This is a genomic window from Williamsia sp. Y721 (assembly GCF_059683565.1).
In genome coordinates this window covers 492,198-511,837 of the sequence record NZ_JCASNH010000003.1, presented here as the reverse complement: position 1 = coordinate 511,837, position 19,640 = coordinate 492,198, and the positions used below count along the sequence as shown (strand labels likewise).

Genomic DNA, 19,640 nt, shown 5'->3' with positions numbered 1-19,640 from the left:
GAAGCTCGACTCAGGGGAGGTTGCCCGCTGCGGACCGGTCCACGAACCAGACCGTTTCCTCGGTGCCGTGGGCGCCGGCGCACGGCCAGTCCATCGGGTCCGCACCGCCGACACCGGCCGCTACCGCTTCGGCTTTCTCCGCACCGGAGACGAGGAACCACACCTCCCGTGCTCGCGCGATCGCGGGCAAGGTCAACGTGATCCGGGCCGGAGGCGGCTTCGGCGAGTTCCGCACCGCGACCACCGATGCCTGACTTTCGCTGGTGGCCTCGGAGTGGGGGAACAGCGAATTGATGTGGCCCTCACCACCCATGCCGAGCAGATGCAGATCGAACTGCGGAACGCTCTGTCCGTCGCCTGCCCGGTCTGCGAGCCGGCGCGCGTAATCGGCTGCTGCAGCGTCGATGTCGTCACCGAACTCGCCGTCGGACGGTGCCATCTCGAACACCCGCGCCGGCGCGACCGGAACATGATCGAGGAGGGCGATGCGAGCCTGTCCGGAGTTACGTTCCGGATCGTCGGCCGGGACGAAACGATCGTCGCCGAAGTAGATGTCCACCGATGCCCAGTCGATGTCACCGGAATCCTTCGCCAGCGCCTCGAGCAGCGCGACGCCGTTGCTGCCGCCGGTCAGGACCACCGAGGCAAAGCCGCGAGCGGTCTGCGCCGCGGTGACGGTTTTGATGAACCGCTCGGTGACGGCGGCGACAAGGGCGTCCTTGTCGTCGACTCGGACAACATCTGGATGGATACTCATCGTTGAGCTAGACCTCCTGATCGACGTGCGTGTGTCAAGCGTGAATCTTGTCTTCGGTTCGGATCAGACCCGAAACCCCTTGCAGAGCCCGGTGATAGATCACATCGGGATCAAGTCGACGGAGTTCCTCGGACAGGCAGCTGCGCAGCTCCCGGTCGGGTAACGCCACCTTGCCATCGGGTTGACCGGCCATGGAGATGATCGCCTGGTTGCCCATTCCGACGTAGAGAACAAGTGGTCCCGATTCCCTGGACACCGTCACCTGGAAACTGCCAACGGAGCGCGTCACCGGCACGCCGAGTGCTGAATGAAGCCATCCGGCAAGGAGTTCGACCGCAGCGTTGTCAGCCGGACCCTGGACTTCCACCGCGGTCACCGGGCTGTGCGGTGGCTGATCGAGGGCTGAGGTGAGCAGTGCCCGCCACACCGTGATCCGGGACCAGGCGATGTCCGAATCGCCGGGGGCATACGTGGCAAGCCGCTGCGCGAGGGTCGCCGAGACGTCAACTGTCTTGGTGGAGTCGGTGATCCGGCGCTTACCGAGCTGACCGATCGGATCAGCGGATGGATTCTCCGGACCTTGCCCTGGCCACCACGTCACCACCGGGGTGTCGGGCAGCATGAACGGGATCACCACGCTCTTGGCGTGATCGACCAGGTCGCCGAAGAGGTGCAGGACAACAACTTCGGAGGCACCGGCGTCTCCACCGACCCGGATCTGGGCATCAAGCCTCGACGGCCCCCAGCGGTCGGCGCGCGAGACCACGATGACACGGCAGGGGTGTTCCCGGCTGGCCTCGTTGGCGGCCTCGATGGCCGGCTCGGCAGGCTCGCCCTCGTTGGTGCTGACCAACAACGTCAGCACGCGACCAGAGGTGAATGCTCCGCCGATGTCGCGGATCTTGATGAGTTCCTTGCTGATGGCGGTCGTGTTGGTATCGGGAAGTTCCACAATCATTCGTGCGCTCCTTCGAGGCGAGAGCGGTCAGGGACGACGCCAGGCCCTTCCGTGCCGCGCCATCATGTCTTCTGCGGATTGCGGGCCCCAGGTCCCCGCCTCGTAACCGTCCGGCTTGCCGCTGGCCGCCCAGTGTTCGAGCACCGGATCGAGGATCTGCCAGGACAGTTCGACCTCGGCATTCACCGGGAACAGGGACGGCACACCGAGCAGGACGTCGAGGATCAGACGTTCGTAGGCCTCGGGGGAGGACTCCGTGAAGGCCTGTCCGTACGAGAAGTCCATGTTGACGTCACGCACCTCCATCGACGATCCCGGGACCTTGGAGCCGAACCGGAGCGTGATGCCCTCATCGGGCTGCACCCGGATCACCAGAGCGTTCTGGCTCAGCTCTTCGGTCATCGTCTGGTCGAACGGAAGGTGCGGAGCCCGTTTGAACACGAGCGCGATCTCGGTGACCCTGCGGCCCAACCGCTTTCCGGTGCGCAGATAGAACGGCACACCGGCCCACCGGCGACTGTCGACCTCGACGGCGATGGCCGCGAAGGTCTCCGTCGTCGAATCGTGGGCAAAGCCGCTTTCGTCAAGCAGTCCCGGCACCTTCTCGCTGCCCTGCCAGCCCGCCTCGTACTGCCCCCGCGCGGTGTTCTCGTCGAGGGGCAGGATGTTCTTGGTGGCCGAGAGGACCTTGATCTTCTCGCTCTGGAGTTCGTGCGGCTCAAAGGAAATGGGCTCTTCCATCGCCACCAGGGCCATCAACTGGATCAGGTGGTTCTGGATGACGTCGCGCGCCGCGCCGATGCCGTCGTAGTACCCGGCCCGGCCGCCGAGACCGATGTCCTCGGCCATCGTGATCTGGACGTGGTCGACGTAATGCGAACTCCACACCGGGTCGAACAGCTGATTGGCGAACCGCAGCGCCAGGATGTTCTGGACCGTCTCCTTGCCGAGGTAGTGATCGATCCGGAATACCGATTGCTCCGGAAAGACGTTGTTCACCACGGCATTGAGCTCTTTGGCGCTCTCTAGGTCATGGCCGAAGGGCTTCTCGATGACCACCCGCCGCCACGTCTCCTCGGACTGCTGCGCCAACCCCGAGCGGGAGAGTTGTTCGCACACAACGGGGAAGGCGGCCGGCGGAATCGAGAGGTAGAACGCATGATTTCCGCCGGTACCGCGCTTCTCGTCGAGTTCGGCCAGCGTGTCCCGCAACCGGTCGAAGGCATCGCCGTCATCGAAGGCACCCCGGACGAACCGGAAACCCTCGCTCAGTCGCTCCCAGACATCTTCCCGGAACGGGGTACGGGCACTCGCGCGCACGGCGTCGTGCACCACCTGCGCGAAATCCTCGTGGTCCCAGTCCCGCCGAGCGAAGCCGACCAGTGCAAAACCAGGTGGCAACAGCCCACGGTTCGCCAGGTCGTACACCGCAGGCATCAGCTTGCGGCGTGCCAGGTCGCCGGTGACACCGAAGATGACCAGGCTGCACGGGCCTGCGATCCGGGGGAGTCGCTTGTCGCGTTCATCGCGCAGTGGATTGACCCACTGATCGGCGGGACGGCTCGGCAAGGTCGATCAGCCCTTCGAGCCGGCGGCGAGTTGCTCGGCAGTGGCGTCGAGCAATTCCTGCCACGCTCCCTCGAACTTCTCCACGCCTTCCTTCTCCAGCACCAGGAACACGTCGGTCACATCGATCCCGGCGGCTTCCAGCGAGTCGAAGACCTGCTGGGACGCCGGGCCCTGACCAACAACCGATTCGGCGTTGATCTCGCCGTGGTCGGCAAAGGCGTCCATCGTCTTCTCGGGCATGGTGTTGACGGTGTTCGGGGCGACCAGTTCACCGACGTAGAGGGTGTCGGGGTAGGCCGGATCCTTGACACCGGTGGAGGCCCAGAGCGGGCGCTGGGCGTTGGCACCGGCTGCGGCGAGGGCGGTGAAACCGTCACCCTGCTCGAACACCTCCTGGTACGCGGCGTAGGCGAGACGGGCGTTGGCCAGAGCCGCCTTGCCCTTGAGTGCCTTGGCCTCGTCGGTGCCGATCGCGTCGAGACGCTTGTCGATCTCGCTGTCGACGCGGGAGACGAAGAACGATGCGACCGAATGGATCTTCGACAGATCGTGGCCCGCGGTCGAGGCCTGCTGCAGGCCCTCGATGTAGGCGGACATGACGTCCCGGTACCGCTCGACCGAGAAGATCAGGGTCACGTTGACGCTGATGCCCTCCGCGATCACCTTGGTGATTGCGGGTGTGCCCGCAATCGTTGCGGGGATCTTGATCAGCAGGTTGGGCCGGTCGACGATCTTCCACAGTTCGACCGCCTGGGCGACCGTCTTGTCGGAATCGTGCGCGAGGCGGGGATCGACCTCGATCGATACCCGGCCGTCGACGCCCTTGGACGCTTCGAACTGCGGCGCGAGCACGTCACACGCGTTGCGGACATCGTCGGTGGTGACGGTCCGGATGGTCGCGTCGACGTCGGCGCCGCGGGCGGCGAGTTCGTTGACCTGTGCGTCGTAGGCATCACCCTTCGACAGGGCAGCCTGGAAGATCGACGGGTTGGTGGTGACACCGACGACCGATTTCGTCGCGATGAGCTCTGCCAGGTTGCCGGATTCGATCCGGGTCCGGGAGAGGTCGTCGAGCCAGACCGAGACGCCGGCCTCGGCCAGTGCAGCAAGATTGGCGTTCTGTTCGCTCATGTCGTGCTCCAATTTCAGATGGTGGGGAGTTCAGGACTGTTTTGCGATGGCGTTCAGGATTGCTTCGCGATTGCGCGCTCGGCTGCGGCGGTCACGGCCTCCGCGGTGATCCCGAACTTTTCGTAGAGGACCTTGTAGTCGGCCGATGCGCCGTAGTGCTCGATCGAGACGATCTCGCCGCCGTCGCCGACCAGTCGGTACCACGGCATCGCGATGCCTGCCTCTACGACCACGCGGGCCTTCAGAGCAGGCGGAAGCACCGAGGTGCGGTACGACTCATCCTGCTCGTCGAACCACTCGACACACGGCATCGAGACGACGCGGGCGGCAATGCCCTTGTCCTTCAATGCTTTTTGCGCTTCAACGGCGAGGTACACCTCGGATCCGGTTCCGATCAGGATCACCTGGGGCTCGCTCTCGGGCTCCGACAGGATGTAGCCACCCATGGCCACGCCCTCGGCCGATGTGCCCTCGAGGATCGGCAGGTTCTGGCGGGTCAGCGCCAACCCGACCGGGTTGTGTCGCCGGATCATGATGTTCTGCCAGGCGTACGCCGTCTCGTTGGCGTCGCCGGGACGCACCACGTCGAGGTTGGGGATCGCGCGCAGGGATGCGAGGTGTTCGATCGGCTGATGCGTCGGCCCGTCCTCGCCGAGACCGATCGAGTCGTGGGTCCAGACGTAGATCGGATCGGTCTTCATCAGCGCGGCCAGACGCACCGCGGGACGCATGTAGTCGGCGAACTGCAGGAACGTACCGCCGTAGGCGCGGGTCGGGCCGTGCCGGACGATGCCCGACAGGATCGCGCCCATCGCGTGCTCGCGGATACCGAAGTGCAGTGTCCGGCCGTACGGGTTCGCGCTCCACGACTTGGTGCTGATGCCCTCCGGTCCGAACGAGGCTGCACCGTCCATCGTGGTGTTGTTGCTGCCTGCGAGGTCGGCAGAACCGCCCCAGAGTTCGGGCAGAATCGGGCCGAGCGCCGAGAGCACCTTGCCGGACGCCGATCGGGTTGCCACGTCCTTGTCGCCGACCTCCCACTTCGGGAGCACATCGGTCCAGCCCTCGGGCAGGCCGTTGACCACGAGGCGGTCGAGCAGTGCCTTGCGGTCGGGGTAGGCCTGCGCCCATTCGTCGAAGGACTTGTCCCAGGCCTTGCGGAGCTCGGCGCCGCGGTCGACGAGCGCGCGGGTGTGGGTGATGACCTCGTCGGAGACGTCGAAGCTCTTGTCGGGGTCGAAGCCCAATGCTTGCTTGGTGGCGGCCACCTCGTCGGCGCCCAGTGCCGAGCCGTGGATACCGCCGGTGTTCATCTTGTTCGGGGCGGGGTAGCCGATGATGGTGCGAAGCACGATGATCGAGGGCCTGTCGATCACGGCCTTGGCCTTCTCGACGGCTTCCTCGATCGCGGTGACATTTTCTCCACCTTCGACGTGCTGCACGTGCCAGCCGTAGGCCTCGTACCGCGCGGCGACGTCCTCGGACAGCGCGATGTCGGTGTCGTCCTCGATCGAGATGTGGTTCTTGTCATAGAAGACGATGAGGTTGCCGAGCTGCTGGGTGCCTGCCAGTGAACTCGCCTCGGAGGTCACGCCCTCTTCGATGTCACCGTCGGAGGCGATCACGTAGATGTAGTGATCGAAAGCGCTCTGCCCGACCGGTGCGTCGGGATCGAACAGGCCGCGCTCGTAGCGGGCGGCCATGGCCATGCCCACCGCGGAGGCCAGACCCTGACCCAGCGGACCGGTGGTCATCTCGACACCGCGGGTGTGCCGGTACTCCGGATGGCCGGGGGTCTTCGAATCCCACGTGCGCAGCGCCTCGATGTCCTCGAGTTCGAGCCCGAAGCCGCCGAGGTACAGCTGGATGTAGAGGGTCAGGCTCGAGTGGCCACAGGAGAGGATGAAACGGTCGCGGCCCATCCAATCGGTGTCGTTCGGGTCGTGCTGCATCACCCGCTGGAAGAGGGTGTAGGCCAGGGGAGCCAGACTCATGGCGGTCCCCGGGTGTCCGCTTCCACACTTCTGGACCGCGTCGGCAGCCAGAACACGAACCGTGTCAACTGCTTTGGTGTCGACTGCAGTCCAGTCTGCGGGGTGTGAAGCCTGAGTTAGTGTGCGAATCTCATCTGTTGCTGACACGATCTTCTGAACTCCTCAAGCTCAAACTTCTGATTCCGGGGCTCGACATTTGTCACTGGCCTGGGCAATGCACAGTCCGCCATCTAGGGTAGTCGCCCGGAGCCGTCGCCGCGGGCTACGGCTCGCGAATCGGCGGGGGAGGGCCCGTGGTAACCGACGCCACAGATAGGCGGGCGATCGGACCTCGATTGCTGTTTGGGACCGACCTCCGTCTACCATTCCCTGTAGTAGATGAGCATGAGTCAGGAGATCTAGTGCGGATTGGGGAACGTGTGAGCGGACACGGTTTCGCCTCCTCCCCAGCGTCAGATGGTGGTGAGGTTGCTCCCGTGGAGCCCACCACCAGCGTTCGTGGGCGGATTTCGGGATTGGCGCTCGCGTATCTCGCGTTGACCAAGCCTCGCGTCATCGAATTGCTGCTCGTGGCGACGATTCCGGTGATGCTGTTGGCCGATCGTGGGCATGTGGATCCGGCCTTGATGGCCTGGACCCTGCTCGGTGGCTGGCTGGGTGCGGCCAGCGCCAACACCCTGAACATGGTTGTCGACGCGGACATCGATCAGAAGATGAAGCGCACCGAACGGCGGCCCCTGGCCCGTCACGCGGTGTCGACACGTAGTGCCCTGATCTTCGGTCTGGCTCTCGGAGCGGCGTCCTTTGTGGTGCTGTTCACGACGACCAACCTGCTCAGTGCGCTGCTGGTGATGGCAACCATCGCGTTCTACGTCTTCGTCTACACGATGATCTTGAAGCGTCGCACCTGGCAGAACGTCGTCTGGGGTGGGGCCGCCGGCTGTATGCCGACGCTGGTCGGCTGGACCGCGGTCACCGGGACGCTGAGCTGGGAACCGTTGGTGTTGTTCGCGGTGATCTTCTTCTGGACTCCGCCGCACACCTGGGCGCTGGCGATGCGCTACAAGGAGGACTACCGCGCTGCGGGTGTCCCGATGCTGCCCGTGATCGCCACCGAGGTGCAGGTCACCCGTCAGATGCTGGCCTACACCTGGGCGACCGTTCTGAGCACGCTCGTCCTGTGCTGGGCGACCAGCTGGATCTACACCGCGGTTGCCGTCATCGCAGGCGGATGGTTCATCTACGTGGTGCACAAGCTCTACCGCGGAACCCAGCGTGGCGAAGAAGTCGTACCGCTGAAGGTCTTCCTGCAGTCCAACGAGTATCTGGCCGTGGTTTTCTGTGGCCTGGCAATCGATTCGGTCATCGGTTTGCCGACTCTGTCCAGCCTGTTCTGATCGTCGCGTCGGCCGAATACCGGACGCCTGTGATGGCAGTTGCGGCCGAACAAGTTAACGTTTTCAGATCGGCCGTTGGGGTGATGGCCGGAGTTACCTGATCGGGGGGAATGTGTCACATCCGTATGGTCCGGGCCCGGGTCCTGACGAGGCCGGTTGGCAGCCGTATTCGGAACCGACCCTCGCTGGTCAGCCGCAATTCGGTCAGTACCCGCCGTCGCAGAATCCCGCAGGCCAGGTGCCGCCCGGGGTTGATCCCAACTACGGGGCCTATGCGCCGTATGCGCAACCGGGGCAGGCCCCCTGGCCGCATGGCGGAGGCGGGCCCGTCCCGCCCCCCAAATCCAAGAAGCCGTTGTTCATCGCCCTGGCCGCCGCTGCCGCTGCTGTTGTCGTGATCCTCGTCGTCTCACTGGTCGTTTTCACCGGCGGCAGTTCGTCGAGCGGACCCGACGCGACGGTCGAGTCGTACCTACAGGCACTGGCCGACGGTGATTCCGCCAAGGCCCGCGGTCTGATGAAGACACAGGCGTCCGAACTGCTGCTCACCGACGACGTCCTGAGCAAGCAGCAGGAGATCGCCCCGATCACCGATGTGAAGATCATCGACACCTCCGAGTCCAGCGACATGGCGACGGTGCAGGCCACGTACACGTTCGGTGATCGCAAGGCCGACGAGACATTCATGCTCAGCAAGGCCGGTGATGACTGGCGCCTCGACGACGGAGCCGTCGACATCGACATCTCGTACTTCAAGAACGGAATCCCCGGGCTGACGGTATTCGGGGTGCCCGTCGAGAACGAGGCGAAGATCTACGTCTTTCCGGGCCCGATCGAGTGGGGGACCTCGAACAGGAACTTCACCGTCCTGGACGAGGAGAAATCGGAATTCGCGATGTCGGGGAGCAGCTACGGATCGACGAGCGCGCCGACCGTGTCTCTGAGCGGGACGGGATCCTCAGCTGTCGAGACGGCGGTGCAGGCCTACGTCGACAACTGTGCGTTGTCGAAAGAGCCCGACGCGAGCACCGACAAGCCCGGTTGTGAACAGGACGTCTACGCCTACGACCCGGAACCGGGTTCGGCGGTGTGGACCGCGCCCAGCCTCGATGGCCTGGAGACCCGGCTCGGATACGACAACCCGAACGAGGTGTCGGTCGATGGCCAGCTGAACTGGTCGGTGACGTTCCGCACCAAGGCTTCGGGATCGCGGCCGGCCGAGACCAAAACCGAGACCGACACCCAGTACCTCTACGGGGACGTCGATCTGTCGGCCGACAACCCGGTGTTCACTCCGAACTGACCGGCAGCAAGACCACCGAGCCGCTCGTGGCCCGCGCCTGCAGGTCGATGTGGGCACGGGCGGCTTCGGGCAATTCATAGCGGTGTCCGACGTGCACATTGACCGTCCCGTTGTTGATTCCGCTCATGACGTCGCCGGCCCGCCACGCACGTTCGGCGGGGTCGGCGATGAAATCTCCCAGTTTCGGACGGGTGATCGACAGGGATCCGGCTGCGTTGAGCCGCTGGAGGTCGAATGGGGGGACCGGACCACTGGCGGCACCGAACAGCACCACCATGCCCCGGACCGCAGTTGCCGCGATGCTCTGGTCGATGGTGTCGGCTCCGACGCCGTCGTAGACAACGGCCACACCTTTGCCGTCGGTGAGGTCCCGGACGCGATCGGCGAGGTCGTCGCCGTATCGGAGCACCTCGTCGGCGCCCGCACCCCGCGACAACGCCTCCTTGGCATCGTTCGACACGGTGGTGATGATCCGAATGCCCTTGGCTTTGGCCATCTGCGTGAGGACGAGGCCGACTCCGCCGGCACCGGCGTGGAGCAGCACGGTGTCACCGGTCTTCGGGTGCGACGATCCGTCCAGCAGATAGTGGGCGGTGCAGCCCTGCAGCAACGCCGAGGCAGCAACCTCGTCGCTGACACCGTCCGGGACCGCGACGGCAACGTGGGCGGGCATGGTGACGAGTTCGGCGTAACTTCCCGGGGCGTCGCACCAGGCGACCCGCTGACCCACAGAGGGCGATTCCACGCCGTCGCCGACGGCGACGACGACACCGGCGCCTTCGCTGCCCGGGATGTACGGCAGTTGCATCGCATAGATGCCTGCCCGCTGATAGGTGTCGATGAAGTTCACACCGATGGCTGCAACCCGCACCAGAATCTCTCCCGGCGCCGGCTGGGGGTCCGGCAGTTCGACGTATTCGAGAACTTCGGGTCCACCGTGTCGACTCACCTGGATTGCGTGCATGACTGTAGTTGTACCCACCCGCCTGATCCGTACGCAGCGGGGGTGTCCGATCCCGGAGCGGCCGAAGCCCCAACTAAGCTGTGGCGCATGAGCGAACACAAGGCGGTCATCGCAGCGATCAGCAAGTACGTGGCGCGCGAGGGAGGGTCGGCAACAGCTGTTTTGCAGCCCGTCGGAGCAGCGGGTGTTCGGATCACCCTGGTCGGCGGCGAGGGCGGCATCCTGGGCGATCAGGTGGTGCCCGATCTCGACACCGCCAAGGCGATCGTCGAACAGGTCGAGGGCCTCGAAATCGGCGAGTGGGATCGCGAACTGACGTCAACCGCGACCGTGAAGCCGTCGCACTACCGCAAGATGGCGGGCTGGGTCGCCAACACGTAGGACCCGAACAGCCAGGACCCGAACAGCTAGGACGCGGTTGCGGCCTCGACCGGTGGGGTGGACGACTTCGTCCCGGACGTGGTCGGTGCCTGCCGGGGCCGCATCGCGACCCACAGGGCGGCCGTGGCAGCCACGCTGGCTCCGGCGCCCGCGACGTGGAGGACCACCAGTAGTGCCGGGATGTCGGTCGCGTACTGGGTCACACCCACCAACGCCTGCGCGACGACCACGGCGACGACCACGTAGAGCCGCCGCTTCAGTCGTTCGGGAGCCTTGACGGCGAAGAGTGCAAAACCGATTGCCACCAGCACCGACAGGTAGGCGATCAACAGATCGGCGTGCAGATGAACCAGCGTGGTGATCTCGATCTTCAATCGAGGCACGGGTTTGTCGATGCTCTTGTCACCGGCATGGGGTCCGGCGCCGGTCACCATCGTTCCGGCGATCAGAACCCCGGTCATCAGGACTGCGGACAAGACCGTCAGCCACCGGATGGGCGCAGGCACCACAGCGACGGCTTCGACGTCGTCGGGTTCGCGCACCTTTTCCAGCAGCAGAACCGCCAGCCACACCATGCCCATCGACAAGATCAGGTGGATCGCGACCGTCCACCACAGCAGACCGGTCAGTACGGTGATGCCGCCCATGACGGCCTGGACGATCGTCGACGCCGGCATCAGCCAGGCGTAGAGACGAACCTCGTACCTGCGCCGCGCCCGCGTCACGGCGATCACGATGATCGCGGCGGTGAGGGTCACCAGGAAGGTCAGCAGTCGGTTGCCGAACTCGACCGCGGTGTGAATTGCGGCGATCTCGTCGTGCTGGACCGGGGTGAAGCTGCCGGGGAAACACTGGGGCCACGTCGGGCACCCGAGTCCGGACGACGTCACCCGGACGATCGATCCGGTGACCGCGATGCCCGCCTGCGTCAGTACCACCGCCAAAGCGGAGAGGATCTGAAAACGCAGGGACGGGAGCGGGAGCCGGTCGACGAGCCGGACAAACAAGCGGTACACGGTAATGATCGTAGGTTGCCGGGTTTGATGGTCGCGGTTCAGGTGAACTTGAAGTAACGAACGGCGGCGGTACCGGCGGCGATACCCCAGGCGCAGAGCACTGCGATGCCGACCAGGTCCAGCGAACCCGACGTTGCCTGATGCAGGGCCTCGCTCAGGGCGCCCGACGGAGTGCACCGGGCGAACCACTCGACCGCGGTCGGAATACTGTCGCCGATCACGACGATCGACGCGATCCCGAGGAATGCGAACCACAGCAGGTTGGCCAGGGCCAGGACGATCTCGGCCTTGAGGGTGCCGCCGAGCAGCAAGCCCATCGCCGAGAACATGAGCGTGCCGATGGCGATCACCAGGATGCCGAGCAGGAGTCCGGCCGCTGAGGGCTCCCAGCCCAGGATCAGCCCGATGACGCCGAGGATCACCGCCTGCATGCTGACCACGATGGCAACCGCGATGGATTTGCCTGCGATCACACCCCATCGCGGCAAGGGGGTGGCCCCGAGTCGCTTGAGCGCGCCGTACCGGCGATCGAATCCGACGGCGATCGCCTGACCGGTGAATGCGGTCGACATCACCGCAACGGTCATGATCGCGGGCACGAACATGTCGGCCCGGGATTCGTCGAAGTCGCCGATGGGCAGCAGACACAGCCCGATCAGCATGGTGATCGGGATGAACATGGTCAGCAGTTGTTGCTCGCCGTTGCGCAGCAGCAGGAGCAATTCGATCCGGGACTGGGCGGTGAGCATTTTGCGGATCGGGGCCGGGCTCGGCCGCGGGGTGAATGTGCCCGCGGCGAAGCGGTTGTCGCTGTTCGGTCGTGCAGTGGTCATTCGCGCATCCCTCGGCCGGTCAGATCCAGGAAGACGTCTTCCAGGCTCCGTGTCTCGACCTGCAGGTCGGTTGCCAGTACATCGATCTCCGCACACCATGCGGTCACCATGGCCAACACCTTCGGGGTGACATGGCCGGTGACCAGGTACCCGCCCGGCGTGAACTCGGTGCACGAATAGCCTTCTGGCAGAACAGACTCCAGGTGGGTCATGTCGAGTCCGCGGGGCGCGTGGAATCGTAGCTCGTTCTCGGCTCCGCGGCTGGTCAGTTCGGCGGGGGAGCCCTTGGCGACCTCGACCCCGTGATCGATGATCAGCACCTGATCCGCGAGCGCTTCGGCCTCATCCATCAGATGGGTGGTCAGCAGCACCGAGACGCCGTCGGCTCGTAGGCGATCGATCAGCTCCCACACCATGATCCGGGCGTGCGCATCCATGCCGGCGGTGGGTTCGTCGAGAAAGACCACTTCGGGACGGCCCACCAGTGCGCAGCCGAGCGCGAGGCGTTGTTGTTGTCCACCCGAGAGTCGCCGATACGGCGTGCGCTGGGCGTCGACGAGTCCAAGGTTCTGCAGGAGCCAGTCCGGGTCGAGGGGATCGGCGGAGTACGAGGCACACAGCCGCAACATCTCGCCCGCGCGGGCGCCCGGATATGCGCCACCGCCCTGGAGCATCACGCCGATACGGCTGCGGACTGCCTCGTTGTCTGCGATGGGATCAAGGCCCAGGAGGGTGACCTCACCGGAATCCGGCGAGGCGAAGCCTTCGCAGATTTCGACGGTGGTGGTCTTACCTGCACCGTTGGGACCCAGAATGGCCAGGATCTCGCCGGTCTGGAGTTCGAAGTCGAGACCGCCGACCGCGGTTGTCTCGCCGAATCTCTTCACCAGGCCTTTGACCGACAGGGCTGGGCCGGTCGCCGCGGCACCGGTGACCCCGGGAGCGTACGACGGGCTGTTCACAACGTCCAAGAGTAAGCGGCCTGCGCTGGGGAACCGAACACGGGTGACCTTCGAGTGCCTTGTTTGCGGTCAGTTCTGCGCGGTTGCCTTGTCGGTGTCCTCGGCGTTCACGCGTCGTCGGCGCTGCCACGGCATCTCTTCGAAGAACAACGCTGTGAGTATTGCCACAAGAAGGACCGCCGCGACGATGGCCTCGGCCAACTGGAAGCCACGCGTGCCGGCACCGGTCGGCAGTACGACGACGGAGATGATCGCCGAGAGCGTGATCGCGATCAGGCGGAACCATCGCCCGGTGGCCCAGGCCGCCAGCGGGATGATGAACCACAGCAGATACCAGGGCTGGACGAAGGGGAAGAACAGCACGAAGCTGCCCATCGCCAACCCGAGGGCCCCGACGGGGTGGATCCGGCCTGCCAGCGCGGCGAGCAGCCAGCGAATCACCAGAATTCCGGCGATCACCTGCCCGATCGGTTGGGCGACGTCGAGCATCGCCTGGGTCTGATCGCCGAGACCGAGTAGTACGCCGACCCGGCCGGTGGTCACCGACATGAAGGTCGGCATCGACATCCATGACCGCACGACCCCGCCGGTCGACAAAGTCTTCGTCCAGCCGAATCCCAGTCCGGTACCGACACAGAGGACGACGATGACCACCGCCAGGATCACCGCCAGCAGACCCGCGGCACCCAGCAGCGCCAGCACGCTGCGTTTGGAGCGTTGCCAGTACTCGCGGACCGGAGCGTGACGCAGCGCCGGGAGGGTTGCGCCCCAGCGGCGGGCCAGTGCCACGCCGACAAATCCGAGCGCGAGGATCGAGGAGACCTTGATCATGCAGGAGCCGGCGATCACCACGACGCCGGCGACCAGAATCCACCCCGGTGGGCTCGGTGACCACGAACCGGGTTTTCGGAGCCGGTCGGGTGAATCGATCCCCCGGAAACACAGCTCGAGTCCGGCGAGCATCATGCCGAGCATCAGCGCTTCGTTGTGGATTCCGCCGACCAGATGCAGGATGAGCAGGGGGTTCATGGCTCCGAGCCACAGTGCCGCGACCGGAGAGACACCGCACCGGCCCGCCAGGCGGGGCAGCGCCCAGACGATCATCGCCACACCGAGCAGTGCGAGCACCCGGTGCGCGGCCAATGCCGCCGGGATGTTCTCGCCGGTCAGATGCGTGATCTGGTCTCCGAGCCAGAGGAACAGTGGGCCGTAGGGCGCCGGGGTCTCGCGCCAGATGTTCGGCACCGACCTGGTGAACACGTGATCGATGCCCAGGCCCGCAGCCGGGCTGATCTTGTACGGGTCGAGGCCGCGGGCGGCGATCTCGCTCTGCGCCAGGTAGGAGTAGACGTCCTTGCTGAGCATCGGTGGTGCCAGCACGAACGGGAGGATCCAGACCAGCAGTGTGCGATCGGCCTGGCTACGCGTCATCCGTCGCTGGGGCGATCGGTCCTTCAACACGTCGACACCGAGGCGCCCGACCGCGAACCTTCCGAGCAACAACCACGCCAGGACCAGGATCACGACTCCGGTGAGCGAGAACGTCAGCGCGACCGGCCACATCCGGGACGGCAGAGACAACACGCGCATACCGGCGAGCGGATTCTGCAGGACCGGGAGCGCGCCGGTACCGAGTGATCCGACCAGCACCAGGACCGAACCCAGGGTCCCGAACACGCGGATACTCAGCAGACGCTTGTTCTCGGCTCTGGTGAGCGGCCCGACCTCGGACTCGTCATCATGTAGCCGCGCGACCGCCACGCCGTAGTCGCCGGTGGCGTCGGGGTCCGGCACGGGTTCGCCGACACGTCGCAGGCCCAGGTACTCGAGCGCCTTGCGGAATTCTCCGCGAATCGGACCTCTGGACCCCCGTGCAGCGTCGGTCGCCGGTGCAGTCTTTTTGGGGTCGACGGGAGGGTCGACTTCGGGGGCTGCGGTATCCGGCACAGGTGAGACTGTAATCGCCTGGTGATTTCAGCCCGGTCAGCCCTACGCGGCCGATGCTCCGGTACCGGGCCGAAAGTGTGGCGTTGATCAAGCAAGGTGACCCTTGCTAGCAATCGGAATCTATTTCGGTAACACTTGTGTTGTGAAAACGGTTGTTGGTACCTCGCATGCCCCGGAAGGGGCATCGATGTCTGCTGCTCCGCTGTCACAGTCTGCTGCTCCGGGCACACATATCGGCGTTGATTCGCCGGTTCCGGTCAGTCATGACGGCCAGACCCGGGCCGCGGTGGTCACCCTGATTCTCGAACAGGGACCGGTCACGGCGGTACACATCAGCGAAGAGCTCGGCATCACACCTACCGCGGTACGTCGTCATCTCGACGCAATGATCGCCTCGGGTGATGTGATCGCGACCGCAGCGCCGCGCTACGCGCACCGTGGGCGCGGACGTCCGGCCAAGCATTTCCAGCTCACATCGAGCGGTCGTGGACGCCTCAAGCACGCGTATGACGATCTCGCCGGCGCTGTCATGCGCCGCCTGCGCACGATTGGTGGCGAGGAGGCGGTTACCGACTTCGCCATGGAACGCGCTCAGGAAATCGTCTCTGACGTGCCCGTATCGGGTAGTTCGGCAGAAGAACTCGAGAACACCGCCGAACAAATTGCCGAAGCATTGACCATTGCGGGATTTTCTGCCACCACTCGTCGCGTTGGAAATGGTGTGCAGATCTGCCAGCACCATTGTCCGGTGGCGCACGTGGCCGCCGAGTTCCCGGAATTGTGCGAAGCAGAAACTGCGGTGTTCACCGCGAAACTCGGTACCCACGTGCAGCGTCTGGCAACGATCGCCAACGGCGACTGCGCATGCACCACCCACGTGCCACTTGCAAAAATGCAGGGGGCAAATCAGGTCGACGCCCAGTCCGCGTCGGCATCGGTAGCCTCCGGAAGGAGTCACATATGACGGTCACAGACCCCACCCCCGCAGCAGTACCGGCGGGCGTTCTGACGCAGGAAGAGACGATCGACTCTTTCGGTTCATACGGATACGGCTGGTCCGATTCCGATGTCGCGGGCGCCAGCGCCAAGCGCGGCCTGTCCGAAGCGGTTGTCGCAGACATCTCGTCGAAGAAGAGTGAGCCCGAGTGGATGCTCGCGGCGCGCCTCAAGGCGTTGTCGATCTTCGACCGCAAGCCCATGCCGAACTGGGGCAGCGATCTCGACGGCATCGACTTCGACAACATCAAGTACTTCGTGCGCTCCAGCGAGAAGCAGGCAGCCACCTGGGACGATCTGCCCGAAGACATCAAGAACACCTACGACCGACTGGGCATCCCGGAAGCCGAGAAGCAGCGGCTGGTCTCCGGTGTCGCCGCACAGTACGAGTCCGAGGTCGTCTACCACTCGATTCGTGAGGATCTCGAGCAGCAGGGTGTGCTGTTCCTCGACACCGACACCGCGTTGAAGGAACAGCCGGAACTGTTCCGGGAGTACTTCGGCACGGTCATCCCGGCAGGCGACAACAAGTTCTCCGCACTGAACACCGCGGTCTGGTCGGGCGGTTCGTTCATCTACGTCCCGCCGGGCGTCCATGTCGACATCCCGCTGCAGGCCTACTTCCGGATCAACACCGAGAACATGGGTCAGTTCGAGCGCACGCTGATCATCGTCGACGAGGGTGCCTACGTGCATTACGTCGAGGGTTGCACCGCGCCGATCTACAAGACCGACTCGTTGCACTCGGCCGTTGTCGAGATCATCGTGAAGAAGGGTGGCCGCTGCCGGTACACCACGATTCAGAACTGGTCGAACAACGTCTACAACCTGGTCACCAAGCGGGCCAAGGCCGAAGCCGGCGCCACCATGGAGTGGGTCGACGGCAACATCGGTTCCAAGGTCACCATGAAGTACCCGGCTGTGTGGATGACCGGTGAAGGCGCCAAGGGTGAAGTGCTCTCGGTTGCGTTCGCCGGACCCGGACAGCACCAGGACACCGGATCGAAGATGGTGCATCTGGCACCGAACACCTCGTCGAACATCATCAGCAAGTCGGTGGCGCGTGGCGGCGGGCGGGCCTCGTACCGTGGCCTGGTCCAGATCAACAAGGGTGCACACGGCAGCCGTTCGACGGTGAAATGTGACGCGCTTCTGGTCGATCAGATCAGCCGGAGCGACACCTACCCCTACGTCGACATCCGCGAGGACGACGTCACGATGGGTCATGAGGCCACGGTCTCCAAGGTGAGCGACGACCAGATCTTCTACCTCATGAGCCGCGGTCTGACCGAGGACGAGGCAATGGCCATGGTTGTGCGCGGATTCGTCGAGCCGATCGCCAAGGAACTGCCGATGGAATACGCGCTGGAACTCAACCGGCTGATCGAACTGCAGATGGAAGGCTCCGTCGGATGAGTTCTGCTACAGGTGTTGTCGGTGCGGTCCAGGGTGAGAACTCTCGACCGGCGGTCAACAAAGGAGAGATGTTCACGTCGTTTGACGTGAACGCCTTCGAAGTACCCCGCTTCAAGGACGAAGCGTGGAAGTTCACGCCGTTCCGTAAGCTCCGCGGTCTGCACGACGGCGGAGCCCAGCGCAGCGCCGAGGCGACCGTCGAGGTCACCGGAGTCACGCAGGGTGTGACCGTTGAAACGGTCGGCCGCGACGACAAGCGTCTCGGTCAGGGCGGCGTGCCGTTCGATCGGGTTGCAGCGCAGTCCTATTCGTCGTTCACCTCGGCAACGGTGGTGACCGTCGGCAAAGAGGTCGAACTCGCCGAACCGATCACCGTGACCGTCGAGGGTCCGGGTGTCGGCGAGACGGCATTCGGTCATCTCCAGATCCGGCTCGAACGTTTCGCCAAGGCGACCGTTGTCATCGACCAGAAGGGCAGTGGCACCTACGGCGAGAACATCGAGTTCATCGTCGGTGACAGTGCGCATCTGACCGTGCTCAACGTCCACGACTGGGCCGACGACATGGTGCACGTGACCGCCCACCACAACCGGCTCGGCCGGGATGCGGTGTTGCGTCACTTCGCGATCAGCCTCGGTGGCGAACTGGTTCGGCTCAGCCAGGTGGTGCACTACGACGCACCCGGTGGCGACGCGGAACTGTGGGGTCTGTACTTCGCCGACGCCGGCCAGCATCTCGAACAGCATCTGCTGGTGGATCATTCGCAGCCGCATTGCCGGTCGAATGTGGTCTACAAGGGTGCGCTGCAGGGCGTCGAAGGCGACCGGGCCCGTGAGGCCAGGACGGTATGGGTCGGCGACGTGCTGATCCGCGCCGAAGCAGAGGGCACCGATACCTTCGAGCTGAACCGCAACCTGATCCTGACCGATGGTGCCCGCGCCGACTCGGTACCGAACCTGGAAATCGAGACGGGTGAGATCGTCGGCGCCGGACATGCCAGTGCCACCGGCCGTTTCGATGACGAGCATCTGTTCTACCTGCAGTCGCGTGGCATCTCCGAAGAGGAGGCCCGCCGACTGGTGGTCCGCGGATTCTTCGGCGAGGTGATCGCTCGGATCGCGCTGCCAGACCTGCGTGACCGTCTGTCGGCCGCCATCGAAGCCGAGCTCGAGGCCGCCGGCGCCTGATCGCCGGCAAGCACAAACTCTTCCCCAGATATCAGCAAGGAACTCAAATACCGTGGCTACTTTGGAAATCCGTGATCTGCATGTCAACGTCAAGCAGACCGACGCCGATGCCGAACCCATCAACATCCTCAAGGGTGTCGACCTGACCATCGAGTCGGGCAAGACCCACGCGATCATGGGCCCCAACGGCTCCGGCAAGTCGACGCTGTCGTACGCCATCGCCGGGCACCCGAAATACGAAGTGACGCAGGGCACCATCACCCTCGACGGCGAAAACGTCCTCGAGATGTCGGTCGACGAGCGGGCGCGCGCCGGACTGTTCCTGGCGATGCAGTACCCCGTCGAGGTGCCGGGTGTCTCGATGTCGAACTTCTTGCGCACCGCTGCCACCGCCGTCCGCGGCGAGGCACCGAAGCTGCGACTGTGGGTCAAAGAGACCAAAGAAGCGATGAACGAGCTGGAGATCAATCCGTCGTTCGGTGAGCGCAGTGTCAACGAGGGATTCTCCGGTGGCGAGAAGAAGCGTCACGAGATCCTGCAGCTCGGACTGCTCAAGCCGAAGATCGCGATCCTCGACGAGACCGATTCGGGCCTGGACGTCGATGCTCTGCGCGTCGTCTCCGAGGGTGTCAACCGCTACAAGGAGCGCGAGAACGGCGGGGTTCTGCTGATCACGCACTACACCCGGATCCTGCGCTACATCAAGCCTGATTTCGTCCATGTTTTCATCGACGGTCGCATCGTCGAGTCGGGTGGCCCGGAATTGGCCGACGAGCTCGAGGAGAACGGTTACATCCGGTTCACCCAGACTGCAACCGCCTGACGCCGG

17 protein-coding genes are annotated in these 19,640 nt (G+C 64.7%); 7 read left to right on the top strand and 10 right to left on the bottom strand.

Features of this window, described 5'->3' with window-relative positions; translation table 11 throughout:
* Positions 1-10: 10 nt before the first annotated feature.
* Genes pgl through tkt form a run of 5 tightly spaced genes read right to left on the bottom strand, consistent with a single transcriptional unit; the run spans position 11 to position 6,556 of the window.
* Positions 11-757 (bottom strand): 6-phosphogluconolactonase, encoded by a 747-nt coding sequence (gene pgl, locus AC56PL_RS17080; protein WP_495516538.1) that lies wholly within the window; start codon positions 755-757, stop codon positions 11-13.
* Positions 758-791: 34 nt separating this feature from the next.
* The gene (locus AC56PL_RS17075; protein ID WP_495516537.1) at positions 792-1,715 is read right to left on the bottom strand and encodes a glucose-6-phosphate dehydrogenase assembly protein OpcA; all 924 of its coding nucleotides are present in this window, start codon (positions 1,713-1,715) and stop codon (positions 792-794) included.
* Between the two features lie 27 nt (positions 1,716-1,742).
* The gene (gene zwf / locus AC56PL_RS17070; RefSeq protein ID WP_497154580.1) at positions 1,743-3,284 is read right to left on the bottom strand and encodes a glucose-6-phosphate dehydrogenase; all 1,542 of its coding nucleotides are present in this window, start codon (positions 3,282-3,284) and stop codon (positions 1,743-1,745) included.
* Between the two features lie 6 nt (positions 3,285-3,290).
* A complete protein-coding gene (tal, locus tag AC56PL_RS17065; RefSeq protein WP_495516535.1) occupies positions 3,291-4,415 on the bottom strand; it encodes a transaldolase in 1,125 nt (374 codons plus the stop codon).
* Between the two features lie 53 nt (positions 4,416-4,468).
* The gene (gene tkt, locus AC56PL_RS17060; RefSeq protein WP_495516534.1) at positions 4,469-6,556 is read right to left on the bottom strand and encodes a transketolase; all 2,088 of its coding nucleotides are present in this window, start codon (positions 6,554-6,556) and stop codon (positions 4,469-4,471) included.
* A 272-nt stretch (positions 6,557-6,828) separates the two neighbouring features.
* On the opposite strand from tkt, the gene AC56PL_RS17055 reads away from it, so the two are divergent.
* On the top strand, positions 6,829-7,806 hold the full coding sequence (locus AC56PL_RS17055; protein WP_497154579.1) for a heme o synthase: 978 nt from the start codon (positions 6,829-6,831) through the stop codon (positions 7,804-7,806).
* A 112-nt stretch (positions 7,807-7,918) separates the two neighbouring features.
* The gene (locus tag AC56PL_RS17050; RefSeq protein ID WP_497154578.1) at positions 7,919-9,109 is read left to right on the top strand and encodes an Rv0361 family membrane protein; all 1,191 of its coding nucleotides are present in this window, start codon (positions 7,919-7,921) and stop codon (positions 9,107-9,109) included.
* On the opposite strand, the gene AC56PL_RS17045 is transcribed toward AC56PL_RS17050, so the two are convergent.
* Positions 9,096-10,073 (bottom strand): quinone oxidoreductase family protein, encoded by a 978-nt coding sequence (locus AC56PL_RS17045; RefSeq protein WP_497154838.1) that lies wholly within the window; start codon positions 10,071-10,073, stop codon positions 9,096-9,098. The two genes, AC56PL_RS17050 and AC56PL_RS17045, sit on opposite strands and share 14 nt — an antisense overlap.
* A gap of 87 nt (positions 10,074-10,160) precedes the next feature.
* On the opposite strand from AC56PL_RS17045, the gene AC56PL_RS17040 reads away from it, so the two are divergent.
* Positions 10,161-10,454, top strand: a complete 294-nt coding sequence (locus AC56PL_RS17040) for a hypothetical protein (RefSeq protein WP_495516531.1) — start codon at positions 10,161-10,163, stop codon at positions 10,452-10,454.
* A 26-nt stretch (positions 10,455-10,480) separates the two neighbouring features.
* Here the strand turns inward: AC56PL_RS17040 and AC56PL_RS17035 are convergent, their stop codons facing one another.
* The 4 genes from AC56PL_RS17035 to mptB form a co-directional block, all read right to left on the bottom strand.
* On the bottom strand, positions 10,481-11,476 hold the full coding sequence (locus AC56PL_RS17035) for a COX15/CtaA family protein (RefSeq protein WP_497154837.1): 996 nt from the start codon (positions 11,474-11,476) through the stop codon (positions 10,481-10,483).
* A gap of 32 nt (positions 11,477-11,508) precedes the next feature.
* Positions 11,509-12,303: an ABC transporter permease gene (locus AC56PL_RS17030; RefSeq protein WP_495516530.1), complete on the bottom strand. Its 795-nt coding sequence runs from the start codon at positions 12,301-12,303 to the stop codon at positions 11,509-11,511.
* Entirely contained in the window at positions 12,300-13,265 is a 966-nt protein-coding gene (locus AC56PL_RS17025) for an ATP-binding cassette domain-containing protein (RefSeq protein ID WP_495516529.1), read from the bottom strand. The genes AC56PL_RS17030 and AC56PL_RS17025 overlap by 4 nt, the downstream gene beginning before the upstream one ends.
* Before the next feature lie 69 nt (positions 13,266-13,334).
* Positions 13,335-15,119, bottom strand: coding sequence for a polyprenol phosphomannose-dependent alpha 1,6 mannosyltransferase MptB (mptB, locus tag AC56PL_RS17020; protein WP_495516909.1), 1,785 nt, complete (start codon positions 15,117-15,119; stop codon positions 13,335-13,337).
* A gap of 280 nt (positions 15,120-15,399) precedes the next feature.
* Between mptB and AC56PL_RS17015 the strand changes: the two genes are divergently transcribed.
* From AC56PL_RS17015 to sufC, 4 genes are read left to right on the top strand one after another with little or no spacing between them, the layout of a single operon-like run.
* The gene (locus AC56PL_RS17015; protein ID WP_497154577.1) at positions 15,400-16,176 is read left to right on the top strand and encodes a helix-turn-helix transcriptional regulator; all 777 of its coding nucleotides are present in this window, start codon (positions 15,400-15,402) and stop codon (positions 16,174-16,176) included.
* Positions 16,173-17,624, top strand: a complete 1,452-nt coding sequence (gene sufB / locus AC56PL_RS17010; RefSeq protein WP_495516527.1) for a Fe-S cluster assembly protein SufB — start codon at positions 16,173-16,175, stop codon at positions 17,622-17,624. The genes AC56PL_RS17015 and sufB overlap by 4 nt, the downstream gene beginning before the upstream one ends.
* Entirely contained in the window at positions 17,621-18,811 is a 1,191-nt protein-coding gene (gene sufD / locus AC56PL_RS17005; RefSeq protein ID WP_495516526.1) for a Fe-S cluster assembly protein SufD, read from the top strand. Before sufB ends, sufD begins: the two co-directional genes overlap by 4 nt.
* 52 nt (positions 18,812-18,863) lie before the next feature.
* Positions 18,864-19,634, top strand: coding sequence for a Fe-S cluster assembly ATPase SufC (gene sufC / locus AC56PL_RS17000; protein WP_495516525.1), 771 nt, complete (start codon positions 18,864-18,866; stop codon positions 19,632-19,634).
* The last annotated feature ends 6 nt before the right edge of the window (positions 19,635-19,640 follow it).